The organism is Acidovorax sp. NCPPB 3576 (genome assembly GCF_028473605.1).
Classification (GTDB): Bacteria; Pseudomonadota; Gammaproteobacteria; order Burkholderiales; family Burkholderiaceae_C; genus Paracidovorax.
Map to the genome: position 1 here is coordinate 4925195 of NZ_CP097267.1, position 18658 is coordinate 4943852.

Here is an 18658-nt window from a genome sequence, read left to right on the forward strand (position 1 = left end):
GGCGCGCGGGCCTGCTTCCATGAAACCTGAACGCCTGGGCCTGTTGGCCCTGCTCGCCGTGACCCTGGTATGGGGCACGACCTTCCCCGCGATGAAGCTGCTGTCGGCGCACCTCGATGCGTTGCAGCTGATCTGGCTGCGCTTTGCCATCGCGCTGCTGGTGCTCGGCCCGCTGTGGCGCGGCATGCGCCGCACCGAGATGCACTGGGGGCTGGGGCTGGGCGTGCTGCTTTTTCTGGCGTTCTGGCTGCAGATCGAAGGGCTGGCGCGCACCACCAGCAACCGCAATGCCTTCGTGACGGGCCTGAACGTGCTCGTCGTGCCGCTGCTGGCGATGGCCTTGCTGGGCCGGCGCTACGGCTGGCGCCTGTGGGCCGCCTGCGTGCTGGCCCTTGCCGGCATGGCGCTGATGTTCCACGAGAACGATCCCTGGAACCTGGGCGATACGCTGACCTTCGCCAGCACGCTGTTCTATGCCATGTACATCCTGGCGCTGGAAGAATGCGCGCGCCGCACGGCCGCCGAACCCGTGCGCGCCACGCGCATGGCCGCGGCGCAGGCCACGACGATGCTGGTCGCCTCCAGCGTGCTGATCGCCGTGCGCCACGGCGGGTTGGGCAGCACGTGGGCGTCGCTGGCCACCCTGTCGGTGCCGTCGTGGATCGCCCTGGTTTACCTCGGCCTGCTGGCCAGCGTGGTGGTGGTGACGCTGCAGGCCTGGGGCCAGCAGCGAGTGGATGCGATGCGCAGCGCCATCGTGTTCGGGCTGGAGCCCGTGTTCGCCGCGCTCACGGCGTGGGTGCTGATCGACGAGCGCCTGGGCATCGCCGGGGTGGCCGGCGCGGCGCTGATCGTGGCGGCGCTGATCTTCAGCCAGTGGCGGCCCGCACCGCGAAACGCCATTCCAGGCAACGCGCGGCCCCGGAACTGAGCCACGCCGCGGCGCGGCGCATCAGGGGTCGATGAGCGGCACGTCGGCCGCGCGCAGCGGCGTGCCGATGGGTGCCGCCGCCTGGCCCTTGCGCACGGCGGCCATGTCCTGCTCGTTGGGGTAGTCGCCCTGCAGCCAGTAGTCGAACACGCGCCGCGCGATGGGCGCGGCATGCGCGGCGCCGAAGCCGGCGTTCTCCACGATCACCGCCAGCGCCAGGCGCGGGTTTTCAGCCGGGGCAAAGGCCGCGAACAGCGAGTGGTCGCGCTGGTGGTCTTCGAGCGCCTTGGCGTTGTACTTGACGTTCTGCCCCAGGCTCACGGCCTGCGCCGTGCCGGTCTTGCCCGCCGAGGTGTAAGGGGCGCCCGCGAACACGCGCGTGCCGGTGCCGCCCTTGTTCACTGCGACCAGGGCATTGCGAACGATCTCCACATTCCTGGGCGAAAAGCCCAGGTCCTGCCCGGGAGGCTGCTGCACTTCGGTGACCTGGCCCGTCACCGTGTCCTTGATGGCCTTGATGAGGTGGGGCCGGTAGCGCGTGCCGCCATTGGCCAGCGTGGCCTCGGCCAGCGCCAGCTGCAGCATGGTGAAGTTGTTGTACCCCTGGCCGATGCCCAGCGACACCGTCTCGCCCGAATACCAGCGGCGCATCTCGGGGCGCTTGTAGGTGTTGCGCTTCCACTCGGTGCTGGGCAGCACGCCGCGCACCTCGCCGTTGATGTCGATGCCGGTGGCCTGCCCGAAACCGAGCGGCTTCATGAAGTCGTGGATGGCGTCCACACCCATGTCCACGGCCAGCGAATAGAAGTACGTGTTGCTGGAGAACTGGATGGCGCGGTGCATGTCCACCCCGCCCAGCCCGCCTTCGTGGCTGCGGAAGGTGTGGCCGCCGTAGGTGTAGAAACCCGGGTCGTTGTACACCTGCGTGGGGGAGCGCTTGTTCAGCTGCAGCGCGCCGAGCGCCATGAACGGCTTGTAGGTCGAGCCCGGCGGGTAGGTGCCGCGCAGCGCGCGGTTGAGCAGCGGCTTGTCGATCGATTCGTTGAGCGCCTGCCAGTTCTCGCTGTCGATGCCCTCCACGAACAGGTTCGGATCGAACGTGGGTTTGCTGACCAGCGCCACGACCTCGCCGTTGCGCGGATCGATGGCCACCAGCGCACCGCGGCGTTCGCCGAACATCTCCTCGATCATCTTCTGCAGTTTGATATCGATGGACAGCATCACCGTATTGCCCGGCGTGGCCGGGTGGCTGGCCAGGCGCCGCACCGCATGCCCGCCGGCGGACGTTTCCATGCGCTCCACGCCGGTCTGTCCGTGCAGGGTGCTCTCGAAGCCCTGCTCCACACCCAGCTTGCCGATATGGTCGGTGCCGCGGTAGTTGGCCGCGTCTTCCGACTCGTCGATGCGCTCTTTCTCGCGCTGGTTGATGCGGCCGATGTAGCCGATCGCGTGGCTGGCCACCTCGCCCATCGGGTAGTTTCGAAACAGCCGGGCCTTGATGTCCACGCCAGGAAAGCGGTAGCGCTGCGCCGTGAAGCGCGCCACCTCCTCATCGGACAGGCGCGTGCGGATGGGCAGCGATTCGAAGTTGCGCGACTCGTCCATGAGCCGCTTGAAGCGGCGGCGGTCGCGCGGGTGGATGTCCAGCACCTTGGACAGGGCGTCGATGGTGTCGTCCAGCGATTCGACCTTGGAGGGCGTGATCTCCAGCGTGTAGGCCGAATAGTTGGTGGCCAGCACCACGCCGTTGCGGTCCATGATGAGCCCGCGGTTGGGCACGATGGGCACCACGGCCGTGCGGTTACTCTCGGCCTGCTCGGCCAGGTCGTCGTGGCGCACCACCTGCAGGTACACGAGCCGCGCCACCACCAGGCACAGCGCCATCAACACCACCAGCGCCACCACGAAAACGCGGGTGCGGAAACGCGACGCATCGGCTTCGGTGTTGCGCAGTTCGGTCATGTCGGCGAAACGGTCAGGTCAGTTCAGGGTGCGGGCGGAAACCACGCTCACAGCGGGCGGTTTTCATCGCGGTCGGGCGGGCGGCGCTGCGGCGCCAGCAGTATCCAACTGGCGAGCGGCCACAGCAAGGCCTCCAGGCACGGCGCCACCAGGCCCTCGAAGCCGGGCAGGATGCCGCCCGACACGATGCGGATCAACAGCTCGATCGCATGGGCAGCAATGAACAGCGGAAACACTTGCAGCGCCTGCGACGGCACGCTGAACCACAGCAGGCGGCGGTGCATGTAAAGGGCGCCGTACATCAGCGCGCAGTAGGCCAGGGCGTGCTGCCCGAGCAGTGCTGTCTGGTACACGTCCATGCACAGCCCCATGGCAAAGGCCACGCCCATGCCCACGCGCTGCGGCTGGTGCACGCCCCAGAACACGAGCAGCACCATGACGAGGTCGGGCGTCCACACCACGCGCCCGAGCGGCAGCATGTTGAACGCCAGCGCCACCAGCAGGCTGGCGACGATGAACAGGGGGCTGACCGGCAGCAGCAGTTGCTGCCCGCGGGGCATGATCATGCGGACCTTCCAGGGCGGCGGACGTTGCGGATCATCGGCGCCCCTTTCGGACCGGCGCGGCCGGTGCGGGCGCGGGGCGCTGCGGCAGATCGGCCGTCAGCGGCTTGAGCACCAGCACGTGGCGGGCCCCGTTCACCTGCGCCAGCGGCGCGCAGTAGATGCGGGCGAAGGCCGAGTCGGCGCGCCGCTCCACCCGCACCACGCGGGCCACGGGCAGCCCCGGCGGGTACAGGCCGTCCACGCCGCTGGTGGTGAGCAGGTCGTTTTCCTGCACGTCCGCATTGCCGGGCATGAAGCGCAGCTCCATTCCGCCGCCGTGGGCGATGACCGGATCGCCATAGGCCACGCTGCGGGCCCCGGTGCGCAGGTTCATCACGGGAATGGCCTGGTCGCGGTCGATGAGCAAGGTGACCTCGCTCAAGAACGGATGCACGCGCGTCACCTGGCCCAGCATGCCGGACTCGTCCATCACCGGCGAGCCGAGTTCGACGCCGGCCACCTGGCCCTGGTCGATCATCACGCGGCGGGTGTAGGGGTCGGCGGCATCGTAGATGACCTGCGCGGCCTGCGACGGCGTGGTCAGGCGCTCGCGCAGGTCCAGCAGCTTGCGCAGCCGCGCGTTCTCCTGCAAAAGCTGCTCGGCCTGGTTGGCGCGCTCCGACATCTGCGCCATGTTGCGGCGGGCGGTGTCGGCATCGGCCTGGGCCACCTGCAGCGTCTGGAAGTAGCCCGCGCCCTTGCTGGCGAACTCCACCGGCTGCAGCATGGCCCACTGCAGCGGGTAGAGCGCCACGGCCACGGCCTTGCGCAGCGGATCGGTCACCTGGAACCGGGCATCCGCCACCATCAAAAACAGCGCCAGGGCGCTGTAGAGGGCAAGGCGGGAGCGTGGCGAAGGCCCTTGCTTCAAGAAGGACGGCGCGGACCGTTCGAGCGTACCGAGGGGCATGGCAGGCGGGCCGATGGATCAGGCGACAGGCCGCGCTGCGGCCGAAGGCGGCATCAATGAACCAGCCACGGCCCGCCCGCAGCCTCGCACACCCGGCAGGGGCGGAAGGTGGGCGGCCATCGGTTGATCCATGTCTTTTTCCAAACGCCCGGGCTTCGCGCCCGGGGCCGGCCGTGTCACTCGCTCGTGAAGATGCTGCCCTGGCGGTCCATGCGCTCCAGCGCAATGCCGCACCCGCGCACCACGCAGGTCAGGGGGTCTTCGGCCACCAGCACCGGTAGGCCGGTTTCTTCGGCCAGCAGGCGGTCCAGGTCACGCAGCAGGGCGCCGCCGCCGGTGAGCATCATGCCGCGCTCGGCGATGTCGGCACCCAGTTCGGGAGGCGTTTGCTCCAGCGCGTTCTTGACGGCGGAAACGATCTGGTTGAGGGGGTCGGTGAGTGCCTCCAGCACTTCGTTGCTGGAGATGGTGAAGCTGCGCGGAACGCCTTCGCTGAGATTGCGGCCCTTGACTTCCATCTCGCGCACTTCGGAGCCGGGAAAGGCCGAGCCGATGTTCTTCTTGATGGCTTCCGCCGTGGGCTCGCCGATCAGCATGCCGTAGTTGCGGCGGATGTAGCTGATGATGGCTTCGTCGAACTTGTCGCCACCCACGCGGACGCTGCCCTTGTAGACCATGCCGCCCAGCGAGATCACGCCCACCTCGGTGGTGCCGCCGCCGATGTCGACCACCATGGAGCCGGAGGCTTCGGAGACGGGCAGCCCGGCACCGATGCCGGCGGCCATGGGCTCTTCGATCAGGTACACCGCCGTGGCGCCGGCGGCCTCGGCCGCGTCCTTGATGGCGCGGCGCTCCACCTGGGTGGAGCCGCAGGGCACGCAGATGATGATGCGGGGGCTGGGGGTGAGCAGGGTGCGGGGGTGCACCATCTTGATGAACTGCTTGATCATCTGCTCGGTGATCACGAAATCCGCGATCACCCCGTCCTTCATCGGGCGGATGGCTTCGATGTTGCCGGGCACCTTGCCCAGCATGGCCTTGGCTTCGCGGCCGACGGCCTGGATGACTTTCTTTCCGTGGGGGCCGCCTTCGTGGCGGATGGCGACGACCGAGGGTTCATCGAGCACGATGCCCTTGTCGCGGGCAAAAATCAGGGTGTTGGCGGTGCCAAGGTCAATCGCAAGGTCGGTGGAGAAGTACCGACGGAAAGCTCCGAACATTCAAAAATCCTCTCAGGCACGGCATGCACGTCGGCCTGCCATCGCCGGGTGATATTAGGGGGTGTTTATTGGATTTTTTCGCACAATGACCGGCAGTTGGGAGGGTATTGCGGCAAAGCCGGGATAATACCGCATCCCCTGTGAATAACTCCCTCCGGCATGGCCCGGATTTCAGCTTTACATCCGGTTTCCCACCCCCCTTCCCCTATGGCACTGACACCCCAGGACATCGGTCGCATCGCCAATCTGGCGCGGCTCGATTTGAGTTCGGACGACAGTGAGCGCATGCTCACGCAGATCAACGGTTTCTTCGGCATCGTCGAGAAGATGCGGGCTGTGGATACTACCGGCATCGCACCCCTTGCGCACCCGGTCGCCGCCGTCCAGGCCGTGGCCCTGCGCCTGCGCGAGGACATCGCCAGCGAACCCGATCAACGCGAGGCCAACCAGCGCAGCGCGCCGGCCGTGGAAAACGGCCTGTTCCTCGTCCCCAAGGTCATCGAATAAGGGCGCCGCGATGACCACCCACTCCAACACCGCATTGCACGACCTGGGCGTGGCCGCCCTGGCCACCGAACTGCGCGAGCGCCGGGTCTCCGCCGTCGAGGCCGCCCAGCACTTCCTGGCCCGCGCCGCGGCCCACCAGAACCTGGGCGCCTACGTCGCCTTGAACGAAGAAGCCACCCTGGCGCAGGCCCGCGCGCAGGACGCGGCCATCGCGGCCGGCACGGCGGGCCCGCTGGCCGGCGTGCCCATCGCGCACAAGGACATCTTCGTCACGCGCGACTTTCCCAGCACGGCCGGCTCCAAGATGCTGGCCGGCTACCAGTCGCCCTTCGACGCCACCGTGGTCGGCCAACTGGCCCACGCCGGCGCCGTCACGCTGGGCAAGCTCAACTGCGACGAGTTCGCCATGGGCTCGGCCAACGAGAACTCCGCCATAGCCCCCGTGGGCTTCGATGCGCCCGCGCCGGTGCGCAATCCCTGGGACGCCAGCCGCGTACCGGGCGGCTCGTCGGGTGGCAGCGCCGTGGCCGTCGCCGCGCGCCTGGCGCCTGCCGCCACGGGCACCGACACGGGCGGCTCGATCCGCCAGCCCGCCTCGTTCTGCGGCATCACGGGCATCAAGCCGACCTATGGCCGCGCCTCGCGCTACGGGATGATCGCCTTCGCCTCCAGCCTGGACCAGGCCGGCCCCATGGCCCGCTCCGCCGAGGACTGCGCCCTGCTGCTGTCGGCCATCTGCGGCCCGGACCTGGACCGCGACTCCACCTCGCTCGATCTGCCGGCGCAGGACTTCACCCGCCAACTGAACGACGGCATCGAGGGCCTGCGCATCGGCATTCCGGCGGAGTTCTTCGGCGAAGGCCTGGCGCCCGGCGTGCGCGCCGCGGTGGACGCCGCGCTCAAGGAATACGAAAAGCTGGGCGCGCAACTGGTGCCCATCAGCCTGCCGCGAACCGAGCTGTCCATTCCCGTGTACTACGTGATCGCACCGGCCGAGGCCTCGTCCAACCTCTCGCGGTTCGACGGCGTGAAGTTCGGCCACCGCGCCAGCGACTACACCGATCTGGTGGACATGTACAAGAAGACGCGCGCCGAGGGCTTCGGCGACGAGGTCAAGCGCCGCATCATGATCGGCACCTACGTGCTGTCGCACGGCTACTACGACGCCTACTACCTGCAGGCGCAGAAGATCCGCCGCATGATCGCCGACGACTTCCAGAATGCCTTCCAGTCGTGCGACCTGATCGCCGGCCCGGTGGCGCCCACGGTGGCCTGGAAGCTCGGCGAACACGGCAACGACCCGCTGGCCGACTACCTGGCCGACATCTTCACGCTGCCCGCCTCGCTCGCCGGCCTGCCCGGCATGAGCGTGCCCGCCGGCTTCGGCGAGGACGGCATGCCCGTGGGGCTGCAGCTGATCGGCAACTACTTCCAGGAAGGCCGGCTGCTCAATGCGGCGCACCGCCTGCAGCAAGCCACCGATTTCCACCTCCGCACGCCGGGAGGATTCTGAACATGACTGCCAAATTGATCCACGGCTACGAGGTCGTCATCGGCTTCGAGACCCACACCCAGCTTGCGACGAAATCCAAGATTTTCAGCCGCGCCCCCACCGCCTTCGGTGCGGCGCCCAACACGCAGGCCTGCGCGGTGGACCTGGCCCTGCCGGGCACCCTGCCCGTGATGAACCGCGAGGCCGTGGCCTGCGCTATCAAATTAGGACTGGCTCTGGGCTCCACCATTGCGCCGGAGAGCGTTTTCGCCCGCAAGAACTACTTCTATCCGGATCTGCCCAAGGGCTACCAGATCAGCCAGTTCGAGATCCCCGTGGTGCAGGGCGGCGAGGTGTCGTTCTTCCTCGGTGACGAGAAGAAGACCGTGAAGCTCGTGCGCGCCCACCTGGAGGAAGACGCGGGCAAGTCGCTGCACGAAGACTTCATCGGCCAGAGCGGCATCGACCTGAACCGCGCCGGCACGCCGCTGCTGGAGATCGTGACCGAGCCCGACATGCGCTCGTCCGAAGAGGCCGTGGCCTACGCCAAGGAACTGCACAAGATCGTGACGTGGATCGGCATCTGCGACGGCAACATGCAGGAGGGCTCGTTCCGCTGCGACGCCAACGTCTCGGTGCGCAAGCCCGGAGCCCCGCTGGGCACGCGCCGCGAGATCAAGAACCTGAACAGCTTCAAGTTCATGCAGCAGGCGATCGACTACGAGATCCGCTGGCAGATCGAGCAGATCGAGGACGGCCACGCGATCCAGCAGGCCACGGTGCTGTTCGACCCCGGCACGGGCGAGACGCGCGCCATGCGCACCAAGGAAGACGCGGCCGACTACCGCTATTTCCCCGATCCGGACCTGCCACCGCTTCAGATTTCGCAGCAATGGGTGGACGAGCAGCGCGCGCTGATGCCCGAGCTGCCCCGCAGCATGGCCGCGCGGTTCGTGGCCGACTACGGCCTGCCGGAATACGACGCGACCACGCTCACCCAGTCGAAGGCGATGGCAGCCTATTTCGAAACGGCCGCTCAGGCCAGCCAGCAACCCAAGCTGGTCAGCAACTGGATCATGGGCGAGGTGTCGCGGCGGGTGAATGCCGGCGAGGCCGACATCGCCTCGGCCCCCGTGGGCGCCGCCCAACTGGCGAAACTGGTCTCCCGCATCGCCGATGGCACGATCTCCAACAATGCCGCCCGGCAGGTGTTCGACGCGCTGTGGAGCGATGCGGCTGCGGGCGATGTGGACGCGATCATCGAGGCCAAGGGCCTCAAGCAGATGAACGACAGCGGCGCGCTGGAAAAGATCATCGACGACGTGATCGCCGCCAACCCCGACAACGTGGCCCAGTTCCGCGCCGGCAAGGACAAGGCCTTCAACGCCCTGGTGGGCCAGGCCATGAAGGCCAGCAAGGGCAAGGCCAATCCGCAGCAGGTGAACGATCTGCTGCGCGCCCGGCTCGCAGCGGCGTCTTCCTGACGCCCACCCTGCCCCGGCCACCGGGGAAGGGGGCCTTTACTGTGAAGGCATGGCGGGGCGCTGCCCCGCCCAAAGGCTCTTGAGCTGCACCAGTTCGGCGTCGAACCGCTGGTGCACGCGGCGCTTTTCCTGCTCCTGGCCGGCGATGAATCGCTGTTGCTCTGCCAGGGCGTCCTCCTGCTCGGCGATCTGGCGGCGCAGGAGCATGGGCGCTTTGCTCGGATCGCGGCGGTAGAACTCCATTTCGGCATCGAGCGCCTTGCGCTGGCGCTGCAGGTCGGCCACGCGCTTTTCGGCAACAGCCGTGACTTCGTTGACCTGCTGGATGGCCGCGGCGCGTTCGGCATCGTGCGAGGCCTGGTCCGGGTAGCGGGCCACCAGCACACGCTCGCGGCGGCGCTCGTCGGCGGCTCGGGCGCGCTCGTCGGCCTCCTTGCGGCGCTGGGCCTCCAGGGCTGCACGCTCCTGGTCGGTGAGTGTGGGCCCCAGGCGCTGGCGCTCGGTGCCCGAAGGGCCCAGCACCCGCTGCTCGCGGTCCACGCACTCGGCAATGGGGCGGTCCGCCGTCAGGCGACGGCCCTGGGCATTCACGCAGGTATAGATGCCGGCGGTCGAAGAACCACTCGGCTGCGCCCAGGCCGGCGCGCCCGCCAGACCCGAAAGGACGATCGCCAACCCGCCGAGGCTCCAGGCCGTCTTGATCAAATGAACTACCCCCCTTGCACTCCGTAGCGCTGGCGGTATGCCAGCACGTGTTCATGGTGGGTGTGCACGCCCGGCTCCCCACTCTGCGCCAAATACTGCAATAAATCTGCCAGCTTGGCGATGGTGCATACATGCATGCCCAGATGGTCGCGCACGTACTGCACGGCGCTGTGCTCCACGTCCTGGCCGTTCTCGGTGGCTTTCTCCTGCCGGTCGAGGGCGATGGCCATGGCATGGGGCTCTGCGCCCGCGGCGCGGATCAGCGCGATCGACTCGCGCGCTGCGGTGCCGGCGGACATCACGTCGTCCACGATCAGCACGCGGCCCTGCAGCGGGGCACCCACCAGCGTGCCGCCTTCGCCGTGGTCCTTGGCTTCCTTGCGGTTATAGGCAAAGGGCACGTTGCGCCCGTGCCGCGCCAACTCGACGGCCACCGTGGCCGCCAGCGGAATGCCCTTGTACGCCGGGCCGAACACCATGTCGAACTCGATGCCGCTGGCCAGCAGGGCTTTTGCATAGAATTCGGCCAGCCTGCCCATCTTGGCGCCGTCGTCGAACAACCCGGCGTTGAAGAAATACGGGCTCAAGCGGCCTGCCTTGGTCTTGAATTCGCCGAAGCGCAGCACCCCCGCTTCCACGGCGAATTGCACGAAGTCCTGCGCCAGGCGGTCCTGTTCCACCGATTGCGCTTTGTCTGTCACCATGGATTCACCCCTTTTCAAGTTAACGAGCCTCAACCTCAACGGCATCCGCTCCGCCGCATCCAAGGGGGTGGAGGCATGGATCGCCGCAACGCGGCCGGATTGTATTTGCGTGCAGGAAATCAAGGCGCAGTCGGCCGACATGCTGGGCCGCTTCGAGCACCTGGCGGGCCTGAAAGGGCACTTTCACTTCGCGGCCAAGAAGGGCTATTCGGGCGTGGGCATCTACTCGCGCCACGAGCCGAGCGATGTGCGCATCGGCTACGGGTCAGAGGAGTTCGATGCCGAGGGCCGCTATGTGGAAGCCCGCTTCGACACGCCCGCGCGCAAGCTGTCGATCATCAGCGCCTATTTTCCGAGCGGCTCGTCGGGCGAAGAGCGCCAGCGGGCCAAGTTCCGGTTCCTGGCCGAATTCCACCCCCACCTCATGCGCACCAAGGGCGAACGAGAGTTCATCCTCTGTGGCGACATCAACATCGCCCATCAGGCCATCGATCTGAAAAACTGGCGCAGCAACCAGAAGAACAGCGGTTTTCTTCCCGAGGAGCGCGAGTGGATGACAAAGTTGTTGCACATAACTGATGAAGGCGGCGGACTGATAGACGTTTACCGTCAGTTACAACCTGACGCCACGGACACCGCCTACACGTGGTGGAGCAACCGGGGACAGGCCTATGCGAACAACGTGGGATGGCGGCTGGACTATCACTTGGCCACACCCGCCATCGCGGCCCTGGCCCGCGCTGAACACATCTACAAGACCGAGAAGTTTTCAGACCACGCCCCCATCACGGTGGACTACGACTTTCAACTTTGATGCCGACGAAGCCTGCGAACCCTCTGCGTAGGGTCCACCCCCACAAGCGATGCGCCGATGCCGGCTGCGTCGATGAAAAGCCGCCACGCCACCGTCATTGCTCGGCCAGATCCACTCTCACCGCCAACGGACCGATGCGACGCATGGCATCGATTCCTGAATCAAGCCGCCCCAAGCGGACGAGACCGCTCGAAAGCCTTCCATCCTCGTAGAAAATCGCGAGATTGCCCCAAGGCGAATAAAAACTGATGTCACCGGCAGAAGGCGTGTACGCCTGCGGTGCGCCGGTGATCGACAGCCGGCTTGGCAAGTCTGCGATCTTTTCCGTTGATGCGTAGTCCGTCAAAAGAAGGTCGAGGGGGAGCAACGCGGCGAAGTCGCTGGCGCTGTCGTTGTGGTCGAGCCTTCCCGTTGCCACGGTGTCGCCTTCGATGGTGATCCGGATAGCAGTCATACGATTTCCCCCTGTCAAAGCCAGCGCATCCTTCGACCGGCCGCGTGAAAGATCCCTCGCCCGGCCCAAGTCCGGATCGGCCTTGACGAACGGGGTGCCGTGCGAGCGTGCACCGGCCGTCACTGCCTTGAAAATCCGACCTTGACCCGGCCCCGGCCGAGCGCTTGTGCCAAACCATTCGGGTCGTCCACCCGGCCAAGGCGGGTGTACGAATACGGCGAGCCGAAGCTCAGGTAGAAGAGGACCACCGTGTTCGTGCCGTACAACATGAGGTCGCCGTTGTGGATCGTTCCCGGCCGGCTCGGACTCGAGGGCAGTCCGTTTGGCAAGTCGAACTTCTTTTCGTTGCCGTTGAGATCGGTCATATCGAGCGTCAGCGGCAGTTGCGCAGCGAATGCACGGGCGGCCTCCGTGTCGGCCAAGGTAACGGCAAAGCGGCGTTCGCCAATGGTTATCCGCATGGTGGACCTCTTCGATTCCATGGGTGCTGCACCGGCATCCGCGACAGCGGCAGCGCGCATGTCGGCCAGCGCGCCCTCGGCAGCGTGGCTGCCCCCTGGCACCACCGCACCGATGAACAAGCCCGCAAGACGCAGGCACCACGATCGGCGGATTTGGATCGCCATGGCAAACGGACTGAGGTGTTGGGTCATGTTGATTTCGTGCGGTCTGCACGCGCCGTCAAGAAAACCAGGAACGCGCCGACCAGCAACAGGCCGGCGCTGAATGCAAAGGTGCCCCGGTAGCCGATGCCGTCGAACAGCAAGCCGCCCACCGTGGAGCCCAGTGCGATGGAAAGCTGCACCACCGCCACCATGAGCCCGCCGCCGGCCTCGGCGTCCTGCGGTAGCGTTCGTGCAATCCAAAGCCACCATCCCACCGGCGCGGCGGTGGCCACCAAGCCCCAGATGCCGAGCAACACCGTCGTGGCGGTGGCCGACGCGCCCACGGCGACGAGCGCCACGGCGATTGCAGCCATCAGCACCGGAATGATCGTCAGCGTGCCGTAAAACCCGATCTTCAGACATCGGCCGATGGCCGTGGTGCCGATGAAGCCCGTGACACCCAACGTCAGCAGCAAGAGCGACAAAGACGACACGTCGAGACGTGTCACCGTCTCCAGGAATGGCCGGAGGTACGTGAACAACGCGAACTGCCCCATGAAGAAGACGCCCACCGCCAGCATGCCAAACACGACCGGCCGGCTCTTGAAGAGTTCGAAGACGTTGCCCGAACCGTTTGCGCGGGCCTGCGGGTGCATCGCTGGCAGACTGAACCACTGCCAGACGAACGCGGTCATCGCGATCGGCACCAGACAGAAGAACGCGCCGCGCCAGCCGACGAGCGAGGCCAGGTAGCTGCCCAGCGGCGCCGCCACGACGGTCGCCAGCGCGTTGCCACCGTTGAGAATCGCGAGCGCCTGCGGGACCTTGGAGGGCGGCACGAGCTGCATGGCCGTCGCCGCCGACATCGACCAGAAGCCACCGACGACGACGCCGATCAACGCCCGGCCTGCCATGTATGTCGGATAGTTGGGGGCGAGCGCGACGATGGCCCCGGAGAGGCACATCAATGCGGTCAGCGACAGCAGCAGCACCTTGCGGTCGAACCTCCCCGCGATCGCCGGGATGGACAGGCTCATGAGGACGGCGAAGGCGCCGGAGATGGCGATGCCCTGTCCGGCCATGCCTTCGGTCACCTTGAGGTCTGACGCCAGCGGCGTGAGCAAGCTGACAGGCATGAACTCCGAGGCGATCAGCGCGAAGACGCACAGCGCCATCGCAAAGACACCACCCCAATGTGCTGGCGGCGCGCCGTCCCATTGCTCAGCGTCGGCGCTGCCTGCCGCCGAGCCGATGGCTTGCGCCGTCATCGGGCGCCCACCGCGGCAAGATGCTTGTTGAAGAACGATGCCAGCTTGTCGAACGGAATCAGCGTGACGCGGTCATAGAGATCCACGTGACCGGCCCCCGGAACGATGTAGAGCTCCTTCGGCTCTGCTGCGCGCTGGTAGGCGTCTTCGCTGAATTCCCTGGAATGAGCCTGGTCACCCGTGATGAACAGCAGGGGCCGCGGGGAGATCATCTCGATGTCGTTGAACGGATAGAAGTTCATGAACTTGACGTTGCTGGTCAAGGTGGGCTGCGTGGTGGTCCGCGCAGAAGCGCCCTTTGGCGTGAATTCGCCGCGCGGCGTGCGATAGAAATCGAAGAACTCGCGCTGGATGGGATGCGTATCGGCCGCCAGCGCAAGGACGGTGCCGCCGGTGTAATGGACCGCGCCACCATTGAATTCCACCTGCCGCTGCTCGGCGGCCGCAGCGATGATCTGCTTGCGCTGCTCCAGGCTCTGCGAGTGGTTGAGCGCATCGCGGTTGGCGGCCCCCATGTCGTACATGCTGACTGTGGCGATGGCCTTCATGCGCGGATCAATCTTCGCCGCACTGATGACGAAGCTGCCGCTGCCGCAAATGCCGATGGCACCGATCCGCTGCTTGTCCACGAACGCCTGGCCGCCAAGGAAATCGACCGCAGCGCTGAAGGTCTCGGCGTACAGGTCGGGCGAGACCGCATTGCGGGGCTGGCCACCGCTGCCGCCCCAGAACGCGAGGTCCACCGACAGTGTGACGAAGCCTTGCTCCGCCATCTTCGTCGCGTAGAGATTCGCGCCTTGCTCCTTCACTGCGCCCATGGGATGGCCCACGACGATGGCCGGGCTGCGCTGGTCGCGGTCCAAGGCCTTGGGAACGAAGAGGTTGCCTGCAACGGCCATCTGGTACTGGTTCTTGAAAGTGACCTTCTGCACCGTGACCTCGCTACTTGCATAGAAATTGTCGGCCCCGCCGGGCCGCTGGGTGCTCTGCTGGGCCGTCGCAGCCAGTGCGGCGTCAGCCGCCGAAAGCATGCCCATCGCAGCCACGCCGGTGCCAGCCATCTTCAGAAAGCCGCGGCGATCGGATGCATTGCCGGCTTGCTCTGCAATGGCGGCGGAGGGGTTGTCCGTGGAATGTTTCATGGTCGATGTCCTTTGTGATGGGGTGCAGCGGGCGCGCATCCGCTGCATCGCCCGGCAGGTGTTCGGCACCGCTGAAGAAGTTTGCCGATCGGAAGGCAAATTGACTAGTTAATGAATGCTTAATACATTGATCAGCCCTGCTAATCAGTCAACATGCCGGAGAACCCCATGCCACGACGCAATCTCAACGACCTGCTGGCTTTCGTGACCGTGGCCCGCGAAGGCAGCTTCACCAAGGCGGCCGGCATCCTCGGCGTGACGCAATCGGCACTGAGCCAAGCGATCCGCGGGCTGGAAGAAGGATTGCAGATCCGCCTGCTCACGCGCACGACGCGCAGCGTCGCACCGACATTGGCCGGCGAACGCCTCATGAAAGCGATCGGCCACCGCTTCGACGAGATCGAGGCCGAGCTGCAGGCGCTGACCGAATTGCGCGACAAGCCCGCCGGCACCGTGCGAATCACCTGCGGCGACAACGTGCTGCACACGGTGCTGCTACCGAAGCTCATGCCGCTCCTGCGCGAGTACCCGGACATCAAGCTGGAGTTCGACATGAACTATGGCTTTCGCGACATCGTGGCCGACCGCTTCGATGCGGGCGTGCGCATGGGCAATACGATCGACAAAGACATGATCGCCGTGCCCATCGGCCCGCCGCTGCAGATGGCGGTGGTGGGCTCACCCGACTACTTCGCGGTCCATCCCATCCCCAGGACGCCGGCAGACCTGACAAAACACCAGTGCATCAACCAGCGCATGCCGACCTCCGGCGGGCTGTACGTCTGGGATTTCGAAAAGCGGGGCCGCAAGCTCAACGTCCGCGTTGACGGACCACTGGTCTTCAATACCGCTCCGCCCCAGGTGGACGCATCGCTGGCCGGGCTCGGCCTTTCGTTGCTGCCGGAAGATGAACTGATGGCGCACATCGACGCAGGCCGGCTGGTGCGGGTGCTGCAGGACTGGTGCCCGAAGTTCGCCGGCTACCACCTGTACTACCCCAGCAAGCGCCAACCGTCGCCTGCGTTCTCGCTGGTGGTGAAAGCGCTGCGCTTCAGCGCGCCACGGTAGCGGCAGGCCGCCCGGGTCCGCGGTGCCTCAGCGCCTCGATCACCAGCGCCAGCGCCGGTGCGATCTGGCGCCTGTTCGCGTAGTAGAGGTGATAGCCCGGAAAACAGGGCCACCAATCCTCCAGCACAGGAACCAGCCGGCCCGCGTCGATGTGCGGCTGCATGAGGTCGAGAGGCACGTACGCGAAGCCCATGCCGTCGAGCGCCGCCTGAAGCATCAAGGAGGTGTTGTTGAACACGGTCTGGCCCTGTACGCGCACGCTCACCGACTTCTTGCCTTTCTCGAAATCCCATGCATACAGATTGCCCCGGGTGGGCAGCCGCAGATTGACGCAGCGGTGCGAGGTCAGGTCCTGCGGTTGTTTAGGGGGCTTTTTGCCCGCAAGGTATTCGGGCGAGGCGGCGACCGCCATGCGCAGATCCGGCGAGATGCGGACGGCCACCATGTCCTTGTCCACGCGGTTTCCAACGCGCACGCCTGCATCGAAACGGTGCGACGCGATGTCGGTGAAGGCGTAATCGACGCTGAACTCGATCTGGATGTCGGGGTACTGCTTGAGTAACGGCAGCAACCGTGGCCAGAGCGCGGTCGTGATCGCATGGTCATGCGCGGTGATGCGCACCGTGCCGGCGGGCTTGTCGCGCAGCGCACTGAGCTGACCGAGTTCGGCCTCGATCTCCAGCAGGCGCGGCGCCACTGTCTCGAGCAATCGCTCGCCGGCCTCGGTCGTCGAAACGCTTCTCGTGGTCCGAGTGAGGAGCCTCACGCCCAACCGGGCTTCCAGGGCCAGCATCGCGTGGCTTAAAGCGGAACGCGACAGCCCCATTTGCGCTGCCGCCCGCGTGAAGCTGCGCTCGCGCGCGACCACGACGAATGCTTGCAGATCGTTCAGATTTTCTCTGGCCATTGGTGTCTATTTTTCACGGGTGTATGCCGATTTTGTCCTCTTCTCACCCCAATGATTTCCAAATAAGGTCGGTTCACCGCTCACAAAAAAGGCCCCTTCCATGCAACTCATCCGCCCCGGCGTCCGGCCGTCCGCCAAAGGATCTGCCGAATTTTTCACTGGCACGGTTCGCATCGACATGCTGAACGACCCGCCTGAACCGGCACGCACCTCCTGCGCTGCCGTGACCTTCGAACCCGGCGCGCGCTCCGCATGGCACACCCACCCGCTGGGCCAAACGCTGATCGTCACCTTTGGCTGCGGCTGGACCCAATGCGAAGGCGAGCCGAATCGTGGAGATTCGCGCCGGTGACGTCATCTGGTGCCCGCCCGGCCACAAGCACTGGCACGGCGCCACCGCCACGACGGCGATGACCCACATCGCAGTGACCGAGGCACGGGACGGCAAGAACGTCGTCTGGCTGGAACACGTCACCGACGTGGAATATTTCGCCGGGCCGTCCGGCAATGCAGAAGCTGGAGGTGCCAATTGAAACGCTGCCTTTATCCATCGGTCGGCTGCTGCCTTGCGGTCATGCAGGCGTGCGTTGCAGTGGCAGCAGAGCCACCCGCACCGGCGGCCACAGCCGGGCAATCGGTGACCCGCGCCGGTGCCCATGCCTCCGCCGCCGGCCCCGAATCCTTCTTCACTGGCCGCGTGCGCGTGGACCCGCTGTGGCCCGCGAGCGCCGGCATCAGCGCATCGGGGGCCCATGTGACCTTCGAGCCCGGCGCCCGGTCGGCCTGGCACACCCATCCCGCCGGCCAGCAACTGGTCGTCGTGTCGGGCATGGGCCGAACGCAGGTGTGGGGCCAGCCGATGCAGGAGCTTCGCCCGGGAGATGTGGTGTGGTGCCCTCCGGGCATCAAGCATTGGCACGGCGCTTCACCCACCACCGCCATGACCCACCTCGCGGTCACAGGAACGCGGGACGGCAAAAGCGTGGAATGGATGGAAAAGGTCAGCGATGAGCAATACACAGCACGCTAAACGGTCCGCGCAAGTCGCCATCGGCCTCGCGCTCGGCCTCTCGGCTGCATTCGCCCAAGCGGCCCCACCCTCCGAAGACCCCAAAGCCATGACACAGCCGCAATCCCCATCCGAAACCCTCTCGATCCGGCAGCAGGCCATCATCCCGATCGCAGCGCTCGGTGCCGCCGGCGACATGCCGCGCCTCCATGACGCGTTGAACCGCGGCCTGGACGCAGGGCTCACCGTGAGCGATGCGAAGGAAGTGCTGGTGCAGCTCTACGCCTACGCGGGGTTTCCGCGCAGCCTGAATGCCATTGGCGAATTGATGAAGGTCGTCGAGGCCCGGGTGCGACGGGGCATGCAGGATGCACCGGGGCGCCCGCCGAGCCGCACCATCCCCCAGGGGGATGCTTTGCTGAAAGCCGGCACGGCCAATCAAACCCAACTGGTCGGCAGCCCGGTGAAAGGGGCTCTTTTCGAGTTCGCACCTGCCATCGACGAATACCTCAAGACGCATCTCTTCGGCGATATCTTCGAGCGAGACAACCTCGACTGGCAAAGCCGTGAACTCGCCACGCTCGGGATGCTATCCGTGCTGCAGGGCGCTGAATCGCAGGTGCAGTCGCACATGGGCATCAGCATGAATGTGGGCCTCACCGCCGATCAGCTGCGGCAAATGACGCAGGTGTTGGCAGACCACGTCAGTGCGGAGGCTGCCACGAGGGCACGGGAGGCGCTGGCTCGCCAAATGGCGGCCCGAGCCGGGCGGTAGACAAGCCCGATGGTTGTCGCTTCGGGGGCCGTGCACACGCGTCGGTGAATCGCGGACACGGAGCCGCCTATGGGGTGCTGCGGCCGGCCCTGCCGG

At 66.3% G+C, this 18658-nt stretch carries 19 protein-coding genes and 1 pseudogene; 9 read left to right on the forward strand and 11 right to left on the reverse strand.

The window, feature by feature from the left end:
- Positions 1 to 19 precede the first annotated feature (19 nt).
- Positions 20 to 931, forward strand: coding sequence for a DMT family transporter (locus M5C98_RS22500; RefSeq protein ID WP_272549717.1), 912 nt, complete (start codon positions 20 to 22; stop codon positions 929 to 931).
- A 21-nt stretch (positions 932 to 952) separates the two neighbouring features.
- On the opposite strand, the gene mrdA is transcribed toward M5C98_RS22500, so the two are convergent.
- The 4 genes from mrdA to M5C98_RS22520 all read right to left on the reverse strand — a co-directional run bounded on the left by mrdA (position 953) and on the right by M5C98_RS22520 (position 5628).
- Complete coding sequence (gene mrdA / locus M5C98_RS22505; RefSeq protein ID WP_272549718.1) at positions 953 to 2893, reverse strand: penicillin-binding protein 2; 1941 nt, start codon at positions 2891 to 2893, stop codon at positions 953 to 955.
- Positions 2894 to 2940: 47 nt separating this feature from the next.
- A complete protein-coding gene (gene mreD, locus M5C98_RS22510; protein ID WP_272549719.1) occupies positions 2941 to 3459 on the reverse strand; it encodes a rod shape-determining protein MreD in 519 nt (172 codons plus the stop codon).
- Positions 3460 to 3490: 31 nt separating this feature from the next.
- Positions 3491 to 4408, reverse strand: coding sequence for a rod shape-determining protein MreC (gene mreC / locus M5C98_RS22515; protein WP_272549720.1), 918 nt, complete (start codon positions 4406 to 4408; stop codon positions 3491 to 3493).
- 176 nt (positions 4409 to 4584) lie between these two features.
- Entirely contained in the window at positions 4585 to 5628 is a 1044-nt protein-coding gene (locus M5C98_RS22520; RefSeq protein ID WP_092745880.1) for a rod shape-determining protein, read from the reverse strand.
- A gap of 207 nt (positions 5629 to 5835) precedes the next feature.
- On the opposite strand from M5C98_RS22520, the gene gatC reads away from it, so the two are divergent.
- From gatC to gatB, 3 genes are read left to right on the forward strand one after another with little or no spacing between them, the layout of a single operon-like run.
- Positions 5836 to 6135 carry an Asp-tRNA(Asn)/Glu-tRNA(Gln) amidotransferase subunit GatC gene (gene gatC / locus M5C98_RS22525; protein WP_272549721.1) on the forward strand — a complete coding sequence of 100 codons (300 nt, stop codon included), beginning with the start codon at positions 5836 to 5838 and terminating at the stop codon, positions 6133 to 6135.
- Between the two features lie 10 nt (positions 6136 to 6145).
- Entirely contained in the window at positions 6146 to 7648 is a 1503-nt protein-coding gene (gatA, locus tag M5C98_RS22530) for an Asp-tRNA(Asn)/Glu-tRNA(Gln) amidotransferase subunit GatA (protein ID WP_272549722.1), read from the forward strand.
- A gap of 2 nt (positions 7649 to 7650) precedes the next feature.
- Positions 7651 to 9111 carry an Asp-tRNA(Asn)/Glu-tRNA(Gln) amidotransferase subunit GatB gene (gene gatB / locus M5C98_RS22535; protein WP_272549723.1) on the forward strand — a complete coding sequence of 487 codons (1461 nt, stop codon included), beginning with the start codon at positions 7651 to 7653 and terminating at the stop codon, positions 9109 to 9111.
- Positions 9112 to 9147: 36 nt separating this feature from the next.
- Here the strand turns inward: gatB and M5C98_RS22540 are convergent, their stop codons facing one another.
- Both M5C98_RS22540 and pyrE read right to left on the reverse strand, forming a co-directional pair.
- Positions 9148 to 9816, reverse strand: a complete 669-nt coding sequence (locus M5C98_RS22540) for a DUF4124 domain-containing protein (protein ID WP_442867206.1) — start codon at positions 9814 to 9816, stop codon at positions 9148 to 9150.
- 5 nt (positions 9817 to 9821) lie between these two features.
- Positions 9822 to 10520: an orotate phosphoribosyltransferase gene (gene pyrE / locus M5C98_RS22545; protein WP_272549724.1), complete on the reverse strand. Its 699-nt coding sequence runs from the start codon at positions 10518 to 10520 to the stop codon at positions 9822 to 9824.
- On the opposite strand from pyrE, the gene M5C98_RS22550 reads away from it, so the two are divergent.
- A complete protein-coding gene (locus M5C98_RS22550; protein WP_272549725.1) occupies positions 10519 to 11334 on the forward strand; it encodes an exodeoxyribonuclease III in 816 nt (271 codons plus the stop codon). The genes pyrE and M5C98_RS22550 overlap by 2 nt on opposite strands.
- A gap of 94 nt (positions 11335 to 11428) precedes the next feature.
- On the opposite strand, the gene M5C98_RS22555 is transcribed toward M5C98_RS22550, so the two are convergent.
- From M5C98_RS22555 to M5C98_RS22570, 4 genes are all read right to left on the reverse strand, one after another.
- Positions 11429 to 11911 carry a cyclophilin-like fold protein gene (locus M5C98_RS22555; RefSeq protein WP_272549726.1) on the reverse strand — a complete coding sequence of 161 codons (483 nt, stop codon included), beginning with the start codon at positions 11909 to 11911 and terminating at the stop codon, positions 11429 to 11431.
- The gene (locus M5C98_RS22560; RefSeq protein WP_272549727.1) at positions 11908 to 12441 is read right to left on the reverse strand and encodes a cyclophilin-like fold protein; all 534 of its coding nucleotides are present in this window, start codon (positions 12439 to 12441) and stop codon (positions 11908 to 11910) included. Before M5C98_RS22560 ends, M5C98_RS22555 begins: the two co-directional genes overlap by 4 nt.
- Positions 12438 to 13568, reverse strand: a complete 1131-nt coding sequence (locus tag M5C98_RS22565) for an MFS transporter (RefSeq protein ID WP_272553373.1) — start codon at positions 13566 to 13568, stop codon at positions 12438 to 12440. Before M5C98_RS22565 ends, M5C98_RS22560 begins: the two co-directional genes overlap by 4 nt.
- An 89-nt stretch (positions 13569 to 13657) precedes the next feature.
- Complete coding sequence (locus M5C98_RS22570) at positions 13658 to 14803, reverse strand: alpha/beta hydrolase (RefSeq protein WP_272549728.1); 1146 nt, start codon at positions 14801 to 14803, stop codon at positions 13658 to 13660.
- Positions 14804 to 14971: 168 nt separating this feature from the next.
- On the opposite strand from M5C98_RS22570, the gene M5C98_RS22575 reads away from it, so the two are divergent.
- The gene (locus tag M5C98_RS22575) at positions 14972 to 15871 is read left to right on the forward strand and encodes a LysR family transcriptional regulator (RefSeq protein WP_272549729.1); all 900 of its coding nucleotides are present in this window, start codon (positions 14972 to 14974) and stop codon (positions 15869 to 15871) included.
- On the opposite strand, the gene M5C98_RS22580 is transcribed toward M5C98_RS22575, so the two are convergent.
- On the reverse strand, positions 15855 to 16778 hold the full coding sequence (locus M5C98_RS22580; protein WP_272549730.1) for a LysR family transcriptional regulator: 924 nt from the start codon (positions 16776 to 16778) through the stop codon (positions 15855 to 15857). The genes M5C98_RS22575 and M5C98_RS22580 overlap by 17 nt on opposite strands.
- Before the next feature lie 100 nt (positions 16779 to 16878).
- On the opposite strand from M5C98_RS22580, the pseudogene M5C98_RS22585 reads away from it, so the two are divergent.
- From M5C98_RS22585 to M5C98_RS22595, 3 genes and pseudogenes are all read left to right on the forward strand, one after another.
- Positions 16879 to 17311: pseudogene (locus tag M5C98_RS22585) on the forward strand ((R)-mandelonitrile lyase).
- 41 nt (positions 17312 to 17352) lie between these two features.
- The gene (locus M5C98_RS22590) at positions 17353 to 17808 is read left to right on the forward strand and encodes a (R)-mandelonitrile lyase (protein WP_272553374.1); all 456 of its coding nucleotides are present in this window, start codon (positions 17353 to 17355) and stop codon (positions 17806 to 17808) included.
- Entirely contained in the window at positions 17786 to 18562 is a 777-nt protein-coding gene (locus tag M5C98_RS22595; RefSeq protein WP_442867207.1) for a carboxymuconolactone decarboxylase family protein, read from the forward strand. The genes M5C98_RS22590 and M5C98_RS22595 overlap by 23 nt, the downstream gene beginning before the upstream one ends.
- The last annotated feature ends 96 nt before the right edge of the window (positions 18563 to 18658 follow it).